This is a genomic window from Verrucomicrobiota bacterium, from assembly GCA_019247695.1.
Classification (GTDB): Bacteria; Verrucomicrobiota; Verrucomicrobiia; order Chthoniobacterales; family JAFAMB01; genus JAFBAP01.
The window spans coordinates 1-18529 of sequence record JAFBAP010000017.1; the positions used below are offsets into that span (position 1 = coordinate 1).

Genomic DNA, 18529 nt, shown 5'->3' on the forward strand with positions numbered 1-18529 from the left:
TTCGGAGTTCGGAGTTCGGAGTTCGGAGTTCGGAGTTCGGAGTTCGGAGTTCGGAGTTCGGAGTTCGGAGTTCGGAGTTCGGAGTTCGGAGTTCGGAGTTCGGAGTTCGGAGTTCGGAGCGGCATCATGGGGGCGAGCTGCCGGTGTCAAGCTCCGGTTTCGTGGATCTTTTTCTGCGTTCTCTGCGTGTTCTGCGGATGATTCCGTCTTCTCGCGGTGTGAGCGTGCACCTCAGGGGGAGATCAGACCCGGTTCTACGACGCCTCCGAACGCCGAACCCTTTCCCCTTCTTCCCGCCGTGGTCGCCGTGGCTCGCCGTGGTCGCCGTGTGAACTCAGTCGTTGTGCCCGCCAAGCCCGCCGTGGTCGCCGTGTGACCGTGTGACCGTGTGACGGCAGTTGACGGCGGCGGTGCATCATCACACAATCCTGTTCGTCCGTGTCTGTCCGTCGGGCGTTCAAGTCTGAAGTTTATGCCAATCGACCTTAAACAGCTCGTAGCCGCCCGTCAGGGTGAAAACTACAGCCTTCACCAGCACCACCTGAACCCGACCCTCGTGGAAGTGCTTCGCATCACCGGATTCGACAAAATCTACGTGCGTGCGGAAGGCGCCTACCTTTATGACCAGACTGGAAACGCTTACCTGGATTTCCTGAGTGGCTACAGCGTATTCAATGCTGGGCGGAACCATCCGGCCATTAAGGAAGCAATCCGTGACGTTCTGGACCTTGACCTGCCCAACATGGTCCAGTTGGACTGTTCGCTGTTGAGCGGGCTTCTGGCGGAGGCGCTCGTCAAAAAAACCCCGGACCACCTGGAAGCGGTTTTCTTCTGCAACTCCGGCACGGAAGCCAACGAAGGGGCTTTGAAATTTGCCCGTGCCGCCACCGGGCGCCCGAAGATCGTCAGCCTTCATGGCAGTTACCATGGTCTGAGCTACGGTTCACTTTCCGTGACGGGCAGCGTGAGTTTCCAGGAAGGCTTCGGGCCGCTCCTGCCCCACGTCAGCCGGATTCGGCTGGGGGATCTGGACGGTCTGGAAAAAGTGTTGCGGCGTGAGGACGTGGCGGCTTTTCTGTTCGAACCGGTACAAGGCAAAGGCGTCAAATACCCGCACGACGACTTTTACGTATCGGCCCAGGCGCTCTGCCGCAAGTACGGCACCCTGGTCATTGCGGACGAGGTGCAAACCGGTTTGGGCCGGACCGGTAAGCTGTGGGGGTTTGAGCATTGGAACCTGGAGCCGGACATTGTCACCGTGGCCAAGAGCTTAAGCGGAGGTTACGTGCCCTGCGGCGCCATTATCACCCGCCGCGCCATCTTCCAAAAAGTTTTTAACCGGTTGGACCGGTGCGTGGTTCATTCGAGCACTTTCGGCCGCAACAACCTTGCGATGGCGTGTGGTCTGGCCTCTCTCTCCGTCCTGGAAGATGAAGACCTCGTGCAAAATGCCGCCCGGCAAGGCTCGGCGCTACTTGAGCGTTTGAACGCCTTGAAGGAGAAGTACAGCTTTATCAAAGACGTGCGGGGCAAGGGCCTGATGATCGCGATTGAATTCCATGAGCCGCCGGAACTTGGAATGAAAATGGCCTGGCGCTTCCTTCATAAGATCGACAAGTCCCTGTTCCCGCAGCTGGTCATCGTGCCGCTGTTGAGCAAGCACCGTGTGTTGACCCAGGTTGCCGGGCACAACATGGACGTGATCAAAATTCTGCCGCCCCTGATGATCGGCGAGAAAGAGGTCGATTATTTCCTGCGAGCCTTTGACGATACCCTGGGCGGCTGCCGGCGCTTTCCCGGGCCGATGCTGGAGCTGGCGTTAAACACGGCTCGTAAGGCAAAAAAAGCTCGCGCCAGCCAGATCGCGGGCACGGCGGCGGCGCCGCCGCCGGACACGGTGCCGGCACCGGCGACCTGACGCCCGTCGTGGTAACATTCGTTTAATCCTGCGGATTGCCGGTCCATAAGGCGGCCAGGGCGGCGCCGGCCAGCAGGACGCAGGCGGCGCAGACACCGGGCCAGCCGAATCGGGTCCAGGCGAAGGCGGCAACCTGCGATCCGGCCGCGCCGCCGATGAAGGAGAGCACCATGTAAACCGAGTTCAGGCGGCTGTGCAGTTCGGTCGGCAACGCGTAAATGCGGGTTTGGTTGGCGATGTGGCTGCCCTGCACGCCCGCGTCCATCAGGATCACTCCCAGCGCCAGTGTCACCAGCAGTCCCGAGGCCGCTGCGGGCACGGCCATGAGCAGGAACGCCACGACGATCAGGACAAGGAAAAACGTGTTGACCGTTCGGGCCGGGCGGCGTTCGGCCCAGCGGCCGGCCACCTGGGCCGCCAGCGCCCCAGCCAGGCCGAGGAGCCCGAACAGGCCGACCACATCGCTGCCGTAACGTTGCGGCTGGGCATGCAGGTAGAAGGCGACGGTAGTCCAGAACATGCTAAACGCCCCAAAGCCGGCCGCGCCGAGGAACGAATGCCGGCGCAGAACGCGGTGGTGCGCGTAGAGCCGCGGCAGTGAAGAAAGCAGCTTAAGGTACCCCAGCGGCTGGCGGGTGTGCTGGCTCGGCAAGGCCAGCCAGAGAACGGCTCCGAGCGCGAGCATCAGGGCGGCGGCCAGCCGATAGACCGTCTGCCAGGAAGCATGGGCCCCGATAAACCCGCTTAGCGTGCGGGACAAGAGGATCCCGATCAGTAACCCGCCCATCACCTTGCCGACGATTCGACCACGCCGGTCGGCAGGCGCGAGCGTCGCGGCATACGGCACCGCCAATTGCGGCGTGATCGAGATCGTCCCCAGGCAAAAACTGGCCAGGAGCAACGGTATGAACGAGTGGACCAGCGTGACGCACAGCAGCGCCGCGGCGGAGCTTAGCGTCGTGACCACGATGAGGAGTCGCCGGTCGATGGCGTCCCCCCAGGGCAGGATGAAGAGCAACCCCGCGGCGTAGCCCAACTGCGTTGCGGTCGTGACCCAGGCCGCCTGCGCCGCACCGACTCGAAACGTGCTTGCGATCGCGGTCAGCAAAGGTTGGTTGTAATAAAGGTTCGCGACGACGGCTGCGGCGGTGAACGCCAGGAGCAGCACGATCAACCCGGAAGGCTCGGCATTTTCTCCCGGCACGGTCTTGCCCGGCGTCCCGGCCGGCTGGACCTCGGAAGGGCGGGGGCATGATTTCATTTCGGGTTTAACGCTCGAGTCACTCATGCAACATGATCCGGCCGAGGAAGGATGGCCGTTTTTCCATTTCGCGAAAAACCTTCCGCCCGCGCGCATCCGCCGAACACTTACGCTTGATTCTAAGGCCCTCAGGCGCGGCGGGTTCCTGCGGAAAGAGAATTATTTTAAAGCCGAATGGAGCCTTTGCAACTCAGTAGGAGCCTGTGCGGCAGGGGCCAAGGCAACCCGCCACCGCCCCGCAGCCACGGGCCGGGCGGACGCCATGCAAATAAATTTTTTTTATTGCCGGAAGCCGGCAAGCGTCAGGCGAGCCACAAACCGTGGAGTTCTGGTTTGCGGCCTTTTCCCGCTTGCAGCATTCGTGGCATGCCTCGTCACGCGTACGAGCCGGACGCCGTAATGCCCAGTTCAGCGCGGCGGGCTTTGCGTTCCGCGGCGACGCGCGCCTCGTAGCCGCTCTCGCGAAAGGCCGCGAGCGGGTCCAAGGGCAGATTGTGTTGCCGGCGCCATTCGCGGATAATCGGCCGCACGTCGGCATAAAAGGCCTCCCGCAGGCATTCTTCCGCATCAACCTGCTCGTTGCGTGCCTGGTGCCGCGCCAGTTTCTCATGGTCCACCGCGGCGGCCTTGGCGAACAATTCCTGCGCGGTGACCGCCGTTTGAATCATAGCCTCGATCTTCGGCTTATCGATGTGCGACTGGTCGATCATGTACGGGACTTGCACTTCCTGCTTCGTTTCCCAGCCGTAGAAGTGAATCTCGTGAAAGATCCGGAACGCCTGGTAGGGATCAATGGAGCCGAACGTGAGGTCGTCATCCGCGTATTTGCGGTCATTGAAATGGAAGCCGCCCAGCATCCCGGTATCCAGCAGCCACGCCACGATCTGCTCGATGTTCTGCGACAGGTAATGGTGGCCGCTGTCGACTGCCACCCGCGCCTTGGGTCCTACCTCCTTGGCGATAAGGTAAGACATGCCCCAGTCTGCGAGATCGGTGTGGTAGAAGGCCGGCTCAAAGGGTTTGTATTCCAGCAGCATCAGCTGGTCGGGGCCTAACGCCTCGTGCAGCGGCCGGAGCGTTTCGACCAGCGCGTGCTTGCGCCACCGGATATTGGCCTGGCCCGGGTAGTTGGATCCGTCCGCCAGCCAGATAAAGACGATTTGGCTGCCGGTCTGTTTGGCCAATGCGGCGCTGTCGAGCAAATGCTTCACCGCCGTGGCGCGAATCTCGTCGTCGCGGTTGCACAGCGAACCGTACTTATAGATCTGGTCCTGGAACAGGTTCGGGTTGATCGCCCCGATGCGGACCCCGTACTTCTGGGCAAGCTGCACGACTTCCGCAGGATCCTGGCCCGGACGGAAATCCCAGAGCACGTGCAGCGCCACCGAAGGACAAATACCCGTGAAGGCGTTGACCTGGCCGGCGTCGGCCAGTTTATCGTTGACGTCGATGGCGGCGGCATCCTGCAGAAATTTGCCGAAACGGGTGCCGGTATCGGCAAAGCCCCAGCTGGGGGTCTCGATGCGGAAGTGATCGAGTGCGGCCTGAATTTTCTGGGTATCAAGTTCGCTCATAAACGGGGGAGAAAACGGTTGACGACCCGGAACGGTCGACACGGAACCTCACCATGTCTACACATCATTTTTAATTTTTGTCTAGACATATGGAAAACCGGGGCCATCGTCCTCATCAGGTTCCTGCGCTTGCAAGGCACGCGCAGGTTTCCCGTCACCTCATGCCCAACCCCCGGCCCAATGTTCGCTTCCTGTGGTCATCCCGGCTGCGCACCGGAGGTGGCGCGATTACCTGACCCCTGAGCACGGCGCATCCAACCCAAATCATTTTTTTTATCTTCGGCGATGAGCGCACCTGTCATCGAACTGGTCGACATCTACAAATCATTCGGCAGCACCCGGGTGCTCGAAGGCGTCAGCCTGCCCCTGTACCCCGGCGAAGTGCATTCCCTGATGGGTGAGAACGGCGCAGGCAAAAGCACCCTGGTCAAAATCATGGCCGGGCTGTACCTGCCCGACCGGGGCGCGGTTCGCATCAACGGCCAGCAGGTGCTCTTCCGGTCGACGGCGCAGGCGCAGCACGCCGGGGTGTCCGTCATTTATCAGGAGCCGACGCTGTTTCGCGACCTGTCCATCGCCGAAAACGTCTTCATGCACCGGCAGCCGACGACGCGTTACGGCTGGATTGATTACGCCGCGATGAACCGGGCGGTGGCCGAACACCTCAAGCAGTTAGGCGTTTCGCTGCGGCCTGAGGACCCGGTGCTGGGGTTGAGCATCGCCGACCAGCAGATCGTCGAGATCATCAAGGCGCTGACGTTCGAGGCCAAGGTGCTGATCATGGACGAACCGACCGCCGCCCTTTCGCTCGAGGAGGTAAAGCGCCTGTTCCAGGTGGTGGAACGCCTGCGCGGCAAAGGGGTGGCGCTGATGTTTGTTTCCCACCGGTTGGAGGAAGTTTTCGCCATTTCCCAGCGCATCACCGTGATGCGCGACGGACGGGTGGTTGGGTCGGGACCAATCCAGGAATGGACCACCGAGGAGGTGATCCGCAAGATGGTAGGGCGCTCCCTGGACGCGCTTTACCCGAAAGAGAAGGTCGAACCGGGTAAAACCGTGCTGCGTGTAGCCGGCCTGCGCCGGGCCGGCGTGTTTAAGGACATCAGCTTCGAGGTGCGCCAGGGCGAGATCGTCGGGCTGGCCGGGTTGGTGGGCGCAGGCCGAAGCGAGGTCGCCCGCGCGATCTTTGGGATCGATCCCCTGGACGCCGGGGACGTGTCGGTGGACGGGATCACCTTACGCAACCACAGCCCGCAGGAGGCGATGGCGGCCGGGATCGGCCTGGTGCCTGAAGACCGCCAGCAACAGGGGTTGGTGATGGACATGACGGTGATGCGCAACGCCACCCTGACCGTCCTGGGCCAGGTGCAACGCTTCGGCCTGGTCTCACGGGCTAAAGAGCGGGCGATCTCCGCGCAGTGGACCCAGCGCATGCGGCTCAAAGGGCACATCGAGGAACCGGCTAATATTTTGTCAGGCGGCAACCAGCAAAAGGTGGTTCTGGCCAAATGGCTGGCTACCAAACCGAAGTTGCTCATTGTCGATGAACCGACCCGCGGCGTCGACGTGGGCGCCAAGTCGGAGGTTCACCGGACCCTGAGCCAACTCGCCAAGGAAGGGATGGCGATTATCATGATCTCCAGCGATTTGCCTGAAGTGATCGGGATGGCCGATCGCGTGCTGGTGATGCACGAAGGCAAACTCACCGCGGAACTGTCCCGCGCCGAAGCGGCCGAAGAGACGATCATGTTTGCCGCCACGGGCCAGACGGGGTCGCTTCATGATACGAAAGCCAAAGCGGCTTTAAATGGACAACACGACAGGAAAGCCGAAGCCACTCCCAACGGGCCGCCATGACAAAGGAAGCCAGGAACACTTCCAGCCGGCCAAGCCTCTTAAATGTCCTGGTGCGTAGCCGCGAGACCAGCCTGGTTGTGTTGATCGCGGTGCTGACCGTGGTGACGACGGCCCTGAACCCGCGGTTCTTGAACGCGCAAAATCTCAAGGACCTGATGTTGAACGTCTCGATCATCGCCCTGCTGGTGCTCGGCCAGACGGTGATCATCCTGATGCGTCAGATTGACCTGTCGATCAGTTCGATTGTTGGGATCACGGCCTTCCTCTCCGGAACCCTTTTTGTGAATCATCCGGGGATCCCAAGCCCCCTGGTGATTTTGCTGGCGATCCTGACGGGCCTCCTTCTCGGCGCAGTCAACGCCGCCTTGATTGCCTGGGGTAAGATTCCCGCATTGATCACCACCTTGGGAACCCTCTACATCTTTCGAGGCGCCGACTACGCCTGGGTTCACGGGCGACAGGTCAATGCGGTGAACGTTCCCGGTTCCTTCCTGGCCATCGGCACCTCGACTTTCTTAGGCATCCCGTACCTGACGTGGATCGTGCTGATTCTGCTGGTTGTTTTTTCGATCGCCTTACGGCAATACCGGGCCGGGCGCGAGTATTATGCCATCGGGAGCAATCCCGCTGCCGCCGTCCTGGCCGGCATCGACGTAACCCGCCGGGTTGCGATCGGGTTCATCATTTCCGGCGCCATTGCCGGCTTGGCGGGCGCACTCTGGCTGGCACGGTTCGGGACAGTCGATGCGACGGCGGGTGAGGGGATCGAGTTGACCGTTATCACATCGACGGTGGTAGGAGGCGTCGCGATCACGGGCGGGGTGGGGACGGTCGCCGGCGCGGTGTTAGGCGCCCTGCTCCTGAGCGTGTTTAACAGTACCCTGGTCTTTCTGCGGGTACCTTCGTTTTGGCAGCAGGCGTTCCAGGGCGCGATGCTTCTCCTTGCCATCGCAGTGGACGCTTACCTGGCGTACCGCCACGCTTTGCGCTCCAGGGTTAAATGGAGTCATGTATGAGCCAGAGTAAAACGACGGCCGCCACCACCGAAACCCAGCCGAGCACGCGCCGGCTTGCCCGGAAGGTTGGTTGGGAGGCGATGCTGGCCGTCCTGCTCGTGGTCGCTATCGTGGGCGGAAGCTTTCTCAACCAGGATTTCCTTTCTGCCGCCAATTGGACGAACCTTCTGGCCAACTTCGTGGAGATCGCCTTGATGGCGCTCCCGTTGAGCCTCATCGTCATCACCAACGAGATTGACCTGTCGGTCGCGTCGACCCTCGGGCTTTCCAGTTCCCTTCTCGGCTTGCTCTGGGACGCGAAGGTCCCGATGGTGTTCGCTCTTATCATTTGCCTGCTGGCGGGTGCCCTTTGTGGGGCGCTGAACGGCTTTCTGATCGTACGGTTCCGGTTGCCTTCGCTTGCCGTTACCATCGGGACGCTGGCGTTGTTCCGAGGGTTTGCGTACATCCTCCTGGGAGACAGGGCGGTTGCCGATTTTCCGCCCGAGTACACCGCGTTCGGGATCGGCGTCATTCCCGGCACGTTCATCCCGGCACCGTTCGGGATTTTTATTGTCCTCACGATCATCTTCTGGGTGGTGCTTCATCATTCCACGACCGGCCGGAGCCTGTATGCGGTCGGGGGCAACCAGACGGCCGCGCTTTTTTCGGGAGTCAGGCTTGCCCGGTTGAAGATGCTCTTATTCATCACTTCCGGGGTTATCAGCGCGCTGGCCGGAATCGTTTACACGTTCCGGTTCTCCAGCTCACGCGCCGACAACGGAACCGGCTTTGAACTCAGCGCGATTGCGGCCGTCTTCCTGGGCGGCGTCACGGTCCAGGGCGGAAAGGGCACGATCACCGGGGTGGTTCTCTCGCTCCTGCTGATCGGCATCATCAACAACGTTTTAACCCTGGCCGACGTGGCGAACGAAATCCTAAGGATTGTGACCGGGTCGTTGCTGATTATCAGCGTTCTGCTGCCCAACGTGATTGCCTCCACCCGCGAACGCTGGTGGCTGATGCAGCGCCAGCGGGAGATATCCCGGCTCGGCGCCGCGTCGATGACCAAATGAATGGTAACGAACCGTTTGCCTGTCTCCCGCCGAACCTCCAGTCCATACAGTTCCCCTCAGAACAAAGACCTCCCTATGAACAAAAGCTCCCTTGTTAAGACCCTGGCGATTGCGTTTTCCTTGACCTGCCTCGTAACGGCAGGCCGCAGTCAGGACAAACCGATCAAGAAAGATTTGAAGCTGGCGTTTGTCCCGAAGAACATCAACAACCCGTACAACGTTATCGAGACAAAGGGCTCGATGGACGCCTGCAAGGAGATCGGCGCCCAAGGCAAGGTGGTCGGCCCGTCGGACGCGTCCGCTTCGTCCCAGGTTTCTTATATCAACACGTTGATCACCCAGCGGCAGAACGGAATTGCACTCGCCGCGAATGATCCGAACGCGCTGATTCCCTACCTCAAACGGGCCAGGGACCAGAAAATCCAGGTCGTGACGATGGACTCCGACACCGCCCCGGATGGCCGGACGCTGTTCATCAATCAAGCGTCGGCGGAAGGCATCGGGCAGGGAGAAGTTCAAATCCTGGCCAAAGAAATCGAATATAAAGGCGACATCGCGATCCTGTCCGCTACGCCCAACGCAACCAACCAGAACACGTGGATCAAGTACATGGAGGAAGAACTCAAAAAGCCCGAGTACAAGGACATGAAGCTGGTGAAAACTGCGTATGGTAATGATGACGACCAGAAGTCCTTCACCGAAACCCAGGGCTTGCTCCAGGCGTACCCTAACCTAAGGGGAATCATCAGCCCGACGACCGTCGGCGTTGCGGCCGCTGCGCGTTACCTTTCCACCAGCCCTTACAAGGGCAAAGTTGCCCTCGTCGGTCTCGGCACCCCGAATCAGATGCGCCAGTTTGTGAAGGACGGCACGGTGAAAGAATTCGCCCTCTGGAACCCATCCGACCTCGGCTACCTGGCTGCCTACGCCCTTGCCCAATTGGCTTCGGGCAATATCCAGGGTAAAGAAGGGGAAAGCTTTACGGCCGGAAAACTTGGGTCCCGCACGATCGGCAAAGACGGCGTGGTGATCCTGGGACCGCTCACGGTGTTCACCGCCGAAAATGTCGACCAGTTTGATTTTTAAACCGGGCCGCCGGGTGACGGAACCCCTCCGCTTATGCATCCCTCCTGGAATCCTGCAGACGGCCTCCGCGTTGGCCTTTTCGGCATCGGTCTGGAGACGTACTGGCCGCAATTTGCAGGTCTGGAGCAACGGCTTATCGGGTACGTCGAACGGGTAGCGGCAAAGCTGCAGCGGCCGGGAATGGAAGTGGTGAACCTCGGCCTGATCGACACGCCCGAAAAGGCCCAGGCTGCCGGGCATCGCTTCCGCCAGGCCGACGTGGATATAATCTTCCTGCACGTCACTACTTACGCGCTTTCCTCGACGGTGCTGCCCGTGGTGCGGCGGGCCAAGGTACCGGTCGTGATCCTGAACCTGCAGCCGGAAGCCGCGATCGACTATCAACGCTTTAACCGGATGGGCGATCGCACGGCGATGACGGGCGAATGGCTGGCGTATTGCGCCGCGTGCCCGGTGCCGGAAATCGCCAACGTGTTCAGCCGTTCGGGTATCAGGTTCCACCAGATCACCGGCATGCTGGGCGATGACCCGCAGTGCTGGGATGAGGTCGACGAATGGATCGAGGCGGCGCGCGTGGCGCACGCCATGGAGCACAACCGTTTGGGCGTCATGGGCCATTACTACAACGGGATGCTCGACATCTACTCCGACCTGACGCAGCAGTGCGCCTCGTTCGGCGGCCACATAGAAATCGTGGAAGTCGATGAGTTGGCTGCCTTGCGGCGGGAGGTGACCGCGGACGATGTCGCCGGGCGCGTCGCGTATTTCCAGGAGGTCTTCGACGTGCAGCCCGATTGCCCTCAGGAGGAGTTGGCGCGCGCTGCGCGCACCTCAGTGGCCCTGGACCGGTTAGTGGAAATTCACCGGCTCGGCTCGCTGGCGTATTACTACCTGGGCACGGGTAACGCGGAAAACGAGGACGCCATCAGCTCGATCATCCTGGGTAACTCGTTGCTGACGGCCCGCGGCATTCCTGCAGCAGGAGAAATGGAAGTCAAAAACGTGCAAGCCATGAAGATCATGGACTGCTTCGGCGCGGGCGGCTCCTTCACGGAATACTACGCCGTGGACTTCAATGACGACGTCGTCTTGATGGGGCACGACGGGCCGGGCCATCTCGCCATCGCGGAGGGTAAAACCAAGGTGCGCCCGTTGAAGGTTTACCACGGCAAAGTGGGCCGGGGACTGTCGGTGGAGATGTCGGTCAGGCACGGGCCGGTCACCCTGCTATCCTTGGTGGAAAGCCGCGGTGGAGGTTTGAAGCTGTTGGCGGCGGAAGGTGAGTCGGTGCCCGGGCCGATCCTGGAGATCGGCAACACCAACAGCCGTTACCGGTTCGGGATCGGGGCGCGGCGTTTTATTCAGGACTGGAATGCCCAAGGTCCAGCTCACCATTGCGCGATCGGAGTGGGCCATCTCACGGGTAAACTGCGCAAACTGGCTGCCTTGCTCAACATGGAGTTCGTCCAAGTCTGCCGGGCGGAGGAACGACTGACGCCATGATCCGGAAATGTTTTGTGATGCAGTTGCACCCGGACGCGGAAGAGGAATACCGGCGGCGGCACAACCCGATCTGGAAGGAGCTGGAGGAAGTCCTTCGCTCGCACGGCGTGCATAACTATTCGATCGCCCTGCACCCTGATACCAGGCAGCTTTTTGCCTACGCCGAAATCGAGGACGAAGACCGCTGGAACGCGATTGCGGAAACACCGGTCTGCCGTCGCTGGTGGGACTCCATGGCAAGTTTGATGGAGGTGAACGCGGATAATTCACCGCGTGCGATTGAACTTCGGGAACTGTTTCACCTGGAATGAAGCGCCTGGTGCGAAGCAAAACGACACACTGCACTAGCCTGGGGACCGCCTTACGGCCCGAAAGGGCAGGCTCAACGAACCTGAAACAGGGTGCAGTCCAGCGTTTACCCTGAGAAAGCATTCCTCACATTCGAGCCCTGGTTCATGAACCCGACCTACTATATCGCATGCGACCTCGGGGCCGAAAGCGGCCGCGTGATGCTCGGCCGGCTTGAGGACGGCCGGTTGACGCTGGAGGAGATGCACCGTTTTCCCAGCGCCGCCGTTCGCGTGTCGGGATCGCTGCGCTGGGATGTGCTGCGCCTTTTCGATGAACTCAAAGCCGGGGTGCGCAAGGTTGCCCAACGCAAGGTGCCGGTGGCCAGCCTCAGCGTGGATTCCTGGGGGGTGGATTACGTGTTGATCAACGCCGTCCACCCGATGCTGGCGCCGCCGTTCCACTACCGCGATGCGCGCACCGAGAGCACGTACGATGCGGTGCGCGCGCAGGTCGGTCCCGAACTGATCTTTGCCGAGACGGGCATCCAGTTCATGCCCATCAACACGATCTACCACCTGGCTTCCGACGTGGAAAAGAGCCGGGCGCTTCTCGAGGCGGCGGATTGTTTTCTGACCATCGGCGACTATTTCAATTACCTCTTTTCCGGCGTGCCGTGCGTGGACGAGAGCCTTGCCAGCACCACCCAACTCTATAACCCGCGCACCCGCGCCTGGTCCGATATCCTGATCGAGCGGTGCGGGTTCCCGCGCAAAATCTTTCCGCGGATTGTCGCGCCGGGCACGGTCCTGGGCCCGTTGTTGCCGGAAGTGGCGGCCGAAACCGGCTTGGATGAACTGCAGGTAGTGGCCACCTGTTCCCACGACACCGGAGCCGCAGTGGCGGCGGTCCCGGCCGGGGAAGGGGACGATTGGGCTTACCTCTCTTCAGGCACCTGGTCGCTGCTGGGGGTGGAACTGCCGCAGCCGCTCATCAGCGAGAAGATCCGCGAACGCAATTTCACCAACGAGGCCGGCTACGGCGGCACGACGCGCTTTTTGAAGAACATTGTCGGGTTGTGGGTCGTGCAGGAATCGCGGCGGGAGTGGGCACGCCAGGGCCGCGAACTCGATTACGGCGCGTTGACGCGCGAAGCACAGGAGGCGGAGCCGTTCCGCTCGCTGATCAACCCGCGCGCCGTGCGGTTTCTCAAGCCGGGTGACATGCCCCAAAAGATCGTGGCTTACTGCCGTGAAACCGGCCAACCGGCGCCTGAAACGCCGGGGCAGTTCGTGCGTTGCATCCTGGAAAGCCTTGCGCTGCTTTACCGCGTCACGCTGGAGGAAATGGAACAACTGACCGGGCGCACGGTCCGGCGGTTGCACATCGTCGGCGGCGGCAGCCAGAACGCGTTGTTAAACCAGTTTGCCGCCAGCGCCACCCAGCACCGGGTTATCGCCGGACCGGCGGAAGCAACCGCCATCGGTAACGTGCTGCTCCAGGCGCTCGCTCTCGGGCATCTCGACTCGTTGGCTGCCCTCCGTCAAATCGTGCGCAATTCGTTTAGCCTGCAAACCGTCGAGCCGCTCGAGGCTGAGAGCTGGCAGGCTGCCTACCAACGGTTCCTGGGAAAGACCCTCGCGACATGAACTACCGACACGTAAATCACTTGTGGGACGACGCGGCCGCTTCAAAGCTGGACCCGGTGGGCCGGCTTATCTACCGCTCCAACCTGCTGGGCTCTGACCAGCGCATCACCAACACCGGCGGCGGCAACACCTCGGCCAAAATCCTCGAGCAGGACCCGCTCACCGGCGAAAAGGTCGAAGTGCTTTGGGTAAAAGGGTCCGGGGGCGACCTGCGCACCAGCAAGCGCGAGAACTTTTCATCGTTGTACCAGGCCAGGTTGCTCGAACTGCAGAAGCTGTACGCGACCGAGCCGGAGAAAGGGCCCAAGACGCCCGCCGAAGACAAAATGGTCGCGATGTACGCGCACGCGACGTTTAACCTGAATCCGCGGGCTCCATCGATCGACACGCCGCTGCATGCGTTCATCCCTTTCAAGCAGGTCGACCATATGCACCCCAACGCGGCCATCGCGATCGCGGCGGCCAAAAATTCGGAGCGGTTGACCAAAGAGATTTATGGCGACGAGGTGATCTGGACGCCGTGGCTGCGGCCCGGCTTCGAGCTTGGCCTGGCCTTGCAGCGCATCTGCAGCGAGCATCCCGGCGCCAAGGGCGTGATCCTGGGCCAGCACGGTCTGATCAACTGGGCCAACGACGACAAGGAATGTTACGAACTGACGTTGACGCTCATCGAAAAGGCCGCCGATTACATCGAGGCCAGGTACGCCGAAAAGGGTGGGGACGCCAAAGCCTTCGGCGGCCGGAAATACCAGACCCTTGAGGAGGCCCGCCGGCACGGAATCTGGGCGGCAATCCTGCCATGGCTGCGCGGCCAGGTCAGCCAGCAAAGGCGCTTCATCGGCACCCTCCAGGAAGACGAACGCATCTGGCGCTTCGTTAATTCGAACGATGCCGCCCGCCTGGCGGAACTCGGCACCAGTTGCCCGGACCATTTCCTGCGCACCAAGATCAAGCCGCTCTACGTCGATTGGAATCCGCAAGGCGAAGACCTCGGCGCGCTGAAAGCCAGGCTGCAAAGCGGGCTGGAAAAGTACCGGCAGGATTACGCCGATTACTATAACCGTTGCAAACGACCCGACTCCCCGGCCATGCGTGACCCGAACCCGACGGTGATCCTGATCCCCGGCCTCGGCATGGTCGCCTGGGGCAAAGACAAATCCGAGTCGCGGGTCACGGCCGAGTTCTACAATTGCGCCGTGGAGGTGATGCGCGGGGCGGAAGCCATCGACGAGTACATCGCCCTGCCGCAGCAGGAAGCCTTCGACATCGAGTATTGGCTGCTGGAGGAAGCCAAGCTGCAGCGCATGCCGGCCGAAAAAGAACTGGCCCGGCAGGTCGTCGTCGTCATCGGCGCCGGCTCGGGCATCGGCAAAGAGGTCGCGCACCGTATCGTCAAAGACGGCGCGCACGTCGTGTGCGTGGATTTGAACAAGGACGCCGCGGCGGCCACCGCCAAAGAGATCACCGACCGCTACGGGCTGGGCATCGGGGTGGCCGGCACGGGCCTATCCAACTGCGGCTTGGCGGTGGGTTTGAGCGGCAACATCACCGACCGGGCCAGCGTGCGGGCCATGTTGAACGAAGCTGCCCTGGCCTACGGGGGGTTCGATTCGATCGCGGTGACGGCCGGCATCTTTGTCGCCCCGGACACCACGGGCCACATCCCCGATGAGAAGTGGGGGTTGACCTTTGCCATCAACGTCACCGGGTCCTACCTGGTGGCGGATGAAGCGGCCAGGACCTGGAAAGAACAAGGCCTGCGGGGCAGCCTGGTGCTGACCACCAGCGCCAACGCCGTGGTGGCCAAAAAGGGAAGCGTGGCTTACGACACCTCCAAAGCCGCCGCAAATCACCTCACCCGCGAACTGGCGGTCGAGCTGGCCCCGCTGGTGCGGGTGAATGCCGTGGCTCCGGCCACCGTGGTGCAGGGCAGCGCCATGTTCCCGCGCGACCGGGTGATCGCTTCCCTGGCCAAGTACAACATCTCGTATTCTGAAGATGAGCCGACCGAATCGCTGACCCAAAAGTTAGCGCAGTTTTACGCCGACCGGACCCTGACGCGCTCGCCGATCACCCCGTCCGACCAGGCCGAGGCGTTCTACCTGCTGTTAACGAACCGCTTGAGCAAAACCACCGGGCAGGTGATCACCGTCGACGGGGGCCTGCACGAAGCCTTCCTGCGGTGAAAATCACCCTGTTCATCCCGTGCTTTGTCGACCAGCTGTTTCCCCGAGTGGGAGTCAGCGCGGTGCGCATCTTTGAAAAACTGGGCCACACGGTCGACTTCAAAGAGGCGCTCGTCTGCTGCGGCCAGCCGGCGTTCAACGCGGGTTATTGGGAGGAAAGCCGCACGATCGCGCGGCGGGTGGTGGAGGCCTTGCGCGGTCAGGACCCGGTCGTGGTGCCGTCCGGGTCCTGCGGGGCGATGCTCAAGAACTTTTATCCGGAGCTGTTTCGCAACACGCCCCTGGCGGAAGCCGCCCATGAGCTGAGCCGGCGGACGTTTGAGTTTTCCTCCTTCCTGGTTGATGAGCTCGGCATCACCGACCTCGGCAGCCGGTTCCCGGCCAAGGTCACCTTCCACGACGGTTGCCATGGCCTGCGGGAACTGCACATCAAGAACCAGCCGCGCCAATTGCTGGAGCGCGTAAAGGACCTGAAGCTGGTCGAGATGGAGGATCAGACCAGCTGTTGCGGGTTCGGCGGCACGTTTGCGGTGAAGTTCCCGATGATCTCGACGGCCATGGGCGAAACCAAGTCGGCTTCGGCGCTGGACACGGGCGCCGAATACCTGGTGTCAAACGACTCCAGTTGTTTGATGCACCTGCAAGGGCTGTTGAGCCGCCAGGGGCAGAAGCTTAAAACCATCCACCTCGCCGAGGTCCTGGCCAGTACCTGAATCAACCGCCTGCTACGCGTCCACGACCACGCCTGATTCGAACGCTGAAGTAACGCTTTTCCGCTTTTACCTATGCTTTCCGCCCTCGCCGCCAAGTTCAAAGCCCGCTCAGCCGAGGTGACCGCCGACCTGGGCCACCGGGCAAAGATCCGCGCCGCCCTGAAAAGTTATGAAACGGCGCGCGACGAACGCAAGGCACTCTACCAGGACTGGCAGGCGGCCCGGTCGGGCGCGTCCGCCATCAAGTGGGAGGCAGTCAATCACCTGGACGCTTACCTGGTCCAATTTGCGGAGAAGCTGGCGGGGCGCGGCACCAAGGTGTTCTGGGCCGCCAACGGCCGGGAGGCCCGCGATTACGTCATCGCGCTGGCCAAAGAAAAAGGGGCCCGCTCGATTATCAAGTCGAAGAGCATGACCTCGGAGGAAATTCACCTCAACGAGGGCCTGCGCCAGGCCGGGTACGAGGTGGTCGAATCTGATTTAGGCGAATACATCGTGCAACTGCGGGAGGAAGCCCCTTACCACCTGGTCTTCCCGGCCATGCACCTGACCCGCAACGAGATCAGCGACCTGTTCCAGAAAAAGCTGCATTCGGCGCCGACGGATAATCCCGAAGAGCTTACCATGATCGCCCGGCGGGAGCTGCGCATGAAGTACCTGCAGGCCGATATGGGCATCAGCGGCGCAAACTTCGGCGTCGCCGAGACCGGGATGATCTCCATCACCGAGAACGAAGGCAACGCGCGCCTGACGACGGCGTTGCCGAAAGTGCACGTGGCCCTCATGGGCATCGAAAAGGTGATCCCGAAATTATCTGACCTGGCGCTGTTCCTGCCGTTGTTGGCCACCGCGGGGGCCGGCCAGCAGCTCACGGGCTACAATTCGCTCATCGGCGGGCCGCGGCAGCCGGATGAGCCTGACGGGCCGGAAGAGTTTCACCTTATCCTGCTGGATAATCGCCGGACGCAGTTGTTGGCCGATGCCGAGCAACGGGACGCCCTGCACTGCATCCGTTGCGGCGCCTGCCTGAACGTCTGCCCGATTTTCCGCAACGTGGGCGGCCACACGTACGGCACGACCTACCAGGGCCCGATCGGCTCGGTCATCACGCCCCACTTGCGCGGGTTGATGGAATGGAAGCACCTGTCGTACGCCTCCTCGCTGTGCGGCGCGTGCACCGAAACCTGCCCGGTAAAGATCGACCTGCACCATCACCTGTTGCACAACCGGCGCAACGCCGTCGGCCGGCAGCCGGACCCGGCGGAGCGTTTGGCGTTTCGTGCCTTCGCCTTCCTGACCCGCTTCCCCGGGTTGCTCAACGGCTTGGCCCGGCTGAGCCGCCCGCTGATGCCGGTGGCTAACGCGGCCCGCTCAATCCTGCCGCCGCCGGTGAAAGGCTGGGTGGTGTCGCGCGACCTGCCGCCGGTCGCGCCGAAAAGTTTTCGAGATTACTGGAGGGCACGGACGCGATGAGTTCGGACCGGCGCGAAGACATCCTGGGGCGGATTCGCGAAGCCTTGCGGATCCCTGCGCCCCGCGCGCACGACGGGAAGCATGCCGGGGCGGCGGGGTCTGTCCCTGCCGGCAAAGTGCAAGCGCAAGCGCGGGCCTGGCTGCCGGCCGTGCCCCCTGATGGCGAAGGCCGGCTCGCCCTGTTCGAAAAGAATTGTACCCAGCTCCGGACCGACCTTCGATTGGTGGCCGGGGCAAAGGAGGCCGCGGAGACCCTGGCGAGCCTCCGCGATGCGCACCACTGGACGGCGGCCGCCGCGCACCATCACCCGTTGCTCGACCGGATCGTGCCCGCGCTCGGGATCGAAACCCTATACGCGGAACAACCTACGGAGCCGAAATCGCTCGAACGGTGTTCGGTGGGCATCACCGCTTGCGACGCGCTGGTGGCGCAGACCGGCTCCATTCTGCTGACCTCGCGCAGCGCGGGCGGGAGGGCCCTGTCGGTGTTGCCCCCGCACCACGTGGTGATCGCGCAGGCCGATCAGCTCGTGCCGGACCTGCCGGCGGCCTTTGACCTGCTCTATTCGCGCTACGGAAATAGTTACCCCAGCTTCGCCACCTTTATCACCGGACCGAGCCGGACCGGTGACATCGAGCGGATCCTGGTGCTCGGCGCTCACGGCCCACGGAACCTGACGGTCATCCTCATACGGTGAGTGGCGGAGTTCGGAGTTCGGTCACACGGCGGGCACAGCGGGCTTGGCGGGCACGACGTAAGAGTTCACACGGCGAACACGGCGGACCACGGCGACCACGGCGGAAAGAAGGGGAAAGGGTTCGGAGTTCGGAGTTCGGAGTTCGGAGCTCGGAGCTCGGGGTTAGGAGTGCGGTCACACGGCGGGCACAGCGGGTTTGGCGGGCACGGCGACAGAGTTCACACGGCGAACACGGCGGAACACGGCGACCAC

General features: G+C 62.1%; 14 protein-coding genes. 12 read left to right on the plus strand and 2 right to left on the minus strand.

Annotated features, from left to right (window positions below; all coding sequences use genetic code 11):
- Nucleotides 1-472: 472 nt before the first annotated feature.
- Nucleotides 473-1918 carry an aspartate aminotransferase family protein gene (locus tag JO015_01815; GenBank protein ID MBV9997826.1) on the plus strand — a complete coding sequence of 482 codons (1446 nt, stop codon included), beginning with the start codon at nt 473-475 and terminating at the stop codon, nt 1916-1918.
- Nucleotides 1919-1940: 22 nt separating this feature from the next.
- On the opposite strand, the gene JO015_01820 is transcribed toward JO015_01815, so the two are convergent.
- Together JO015_01820 and JO015_01825 are read right to left on the minus strand one after the other, a co-directional pair.
- Entirely contained in the window at nt 1941-3179 is a 1239-nt protein-coding gene (locus JO015_01820) for an MFS transporter (protein ID MBV9997827.1), read from the minus strand.
- A gap of 374 nt (nt 3180-3553) precedes the next feature.
- A complete protein-coding gene (locus tag JO015_01825) occupies nt 3554-4753 on the minus strand; it encodes a sugar isomerase (GenBank protein MBV9997828.1) in 1200 nt (399 codons plus the stop codon).
- Between the two features lie 285 nt (nt 4754-5038).
- On the opposite strand from JO015_01825, the gene JO015_01830 reads away from it, so the two are divergent.
- The 11 genes from JO015_01830 (at nt 5039) to JO015_01880 (ending at nt 18277) form a co-directional block, all read left to right on the plus strand.
- The gene (locus tag JO015_01830; protein ID MBV9997829.1) at nt 5039-6610 is read left to right on the plus strand and encodes a sugar ABC transporter ATP-binding protein; all 1572 of its coding nucleotides are present in this window, start codon (nt 5039-5041) and stop codon (nt 6608-6610) included.
- Nucleotides 6607-7626: an ABC transporter permease gene (locus tag JO015_01835; protein MBV9997830.1), complete on the plus strand. Its 1020-nt coding sequence runs from the start codon at nt 6607-6609 to the stop codon at nt 7624-7626. Before JO015_01830 ends, JO015_01835 begins: the two co-directional genes overlap by 4 nt.
- Nucleotides 7623-8681, plus strand: coding sequence for an ABC transporter permease (locus JO015_01840; GenBank protein MBV9997831.1), 1059 nt, complete (start codon nt 7623-7625; stop codon nt 8679-8681). The genes JO015_01835 and JO015_01840 overlap by 4 nt, the downstream gene beginning before the upstream one ends.
- Before the next feature lie 75 nt (nt 8682-8756).
- Nucleotides 8757-9767: a rhamnose ABC transporter substrate-binding protein gene (gene rhaS / locus JO015_01845; GenBank protein MBV9997832.1), complete on the plus strand. Its 1011-nt coding sequence runs from the start codon at nt 8757-8759 to the stop codon at nt 9765-9767.
- Nucleotides 9768-9800: 33 nt separating this feature from the next.
- Entirely contained in the window at nt 9801-11270 is a 1470-nt protein-coding gene (locus tag JO015_01850) for an arabinose isomerase (GenBank protein ID MBV9997833.1), read from the plus strand.
- Nucleotides 11267-11581: an L-rhamnose mutarotase gene (gene rhaM / locus JO015_01855; GenBank protein MBV9997834.1), complete on the plus strand. Its 315-nt coding sequence runs from the start codon at nt 11267-11269 to the stop codon at nt 11579-11581. The genes JO015_01850 and rhaM overlap by 4 nt, the downstream gene beginning before the upstream one ends.
- Nucleotides 11582-11725: 144 nt before the next feature.
- Nucleotides 11726-13207 (plus strand): rhamnulokinase, encoded by a 1482-nt coding sequence (locus JO015_01860; GenBank protein ID MBV9997835.1) that lies wholly within the window; start codon nt 11726-11728, stop codon nt 13205-13207.
- Nucleotides 13204-15393, plus strand: coding sequence for a bifunctional rhamnulose-1-phosphate aldolase/short-chain dehydrogenase (locus JO015_01865; protein MBV9997836.1), 2190 nt, complete (start codon nt 13204-13206; stop codon nt 15391-15393). The genes JO015_01860 and JO015_01865 overlap by 4 nt, the downstream gene beginning before the upstream one ends.
- Complete coding sequence (locus JO015_01870) at nt 15390-16106, plus strand: (Fe-S)-binding protein (GenBank protein ID MBV9997837.1); 717 nt, start codon at nt 15390-15392, stop codon at nt 16104-16106. The genes JO015_01865 and JO015_01870 overlap by 4 nt, the downstream gene beginning before the upstream one ends.
- A gap of 72 nt (nt 16107-16178) precedes the next feature.
- Nucleotides 16179-17579: an iron-sulfur cluster-binding protein gene (locus JO015_01875; GenBank protein ID MBV9997838.1), complete on the plus strand. Its 1401-nt coding sequence runs from the start codon at nt 16179-16181 to the stop codon at nt 17577-17579.
- Complete coding sequence (locus JO015_01880) at nt 17576-18277, plus strand: lactate utilization protein (GenBank protein MBV9997839.1); 702 nt, start codon at nt 17576-17578, stop codon at nt 18275-18277. Before JO015_01875 ends, JO015_01880 begins: the two co-directional genes overlap by 4 nt.
- Nucleotides 18278-18529: the final 252 nt, after the last annotated feature.

Bases quoted from the DNA above. Each gene is read 5' to 3' on its own strand.
- JO015_01830 (MBV9997829.1), top strand. From the start codon at position 5,039: ATGAGCGCACCTGTCATCGAACTGGTCGACATCTACAAATCATTCGGC.
- JO015_01860 (MBV9997835.1), top strand. From the start codon at position 11,726: ATGAACCCGACCTACTATATCGCATGCGACCTCGGGGCCGAAAGCGGC.
- JO015_01835 (MBV9997830.1), top strand. From the start codon at position 6,607: ATGACAAAGGAAGCCAGGAACACTTCCAGCCGGCCAAGCCTCTTAAAT.
- rhaS (MBV9997832.1), top strand. From the start codon at position 8,757: ATGAACAAAAGCTCCCTTGTTAAGACCCTGGCGATTGCGTTTTCCTTG.
- JO015_01840 (MBV9997831.1), top strand. From the start codon at position 7,623: ATGAGCCAGAGTAAAACGACGGCCGCCACCACCGAAACCCAGCCGAGC.
- JO015_01815 (MBV9997826.1), top strand. From the start codon at position 473: ATGCCAATCGACCTTAAACAGCTCGTAGCCGCCCGTCAGGGTGAAAAC.
- JO015_01825 (MBV9997828.1), bottom strand. From the start codon at position 4,753: ATGAGCGAACTTGATACCCAGAAAATTCAGGCCGCACTCGATCACTTC.
- JO015_01820 (MBV9997827.1), bottom strand. From the start codon at position 3,179: ATGAAATCATGCCCCCGCCCTTCCGAGGTCCAGCCGGCCGGGACGCCG.
- JO015_01875 (MBV9997838.1), top strand. From the start codon at position 16,179: ATGCTTTCCGCCCTCGCCGCCAAGTTCAAAGCCCGCTCAGCCGAGGTG.
- JO015_01880 (MBV9997839.1), top strand. From the start codon at position 17,576: ATGAGTTCGGACCGGCGCGAAGACATCCTGGGGCGGATTCGCGAAGCC.
- JO015_01850 (MBV9997833.1), top strand. From the start codon at position 9,801: ATGCATCCCTCCTGGAATCCTGCAGACGGCCTCCGCGTTGGCCTTTTC.
- JO015_01865 (MBV9997836.1), top strand. From the start codon at position 13,204: ATGAACTACCGACACGTAAATCACTTGTGGGACGACGCGGCCGCTTCA.
- rhaM (MBV9997834.1), top strand. From the start codon at position 11,267: ATGATCCGGAAATGTTTTGTGATGCAGTTGCACCCGGACGCGGAAGAG.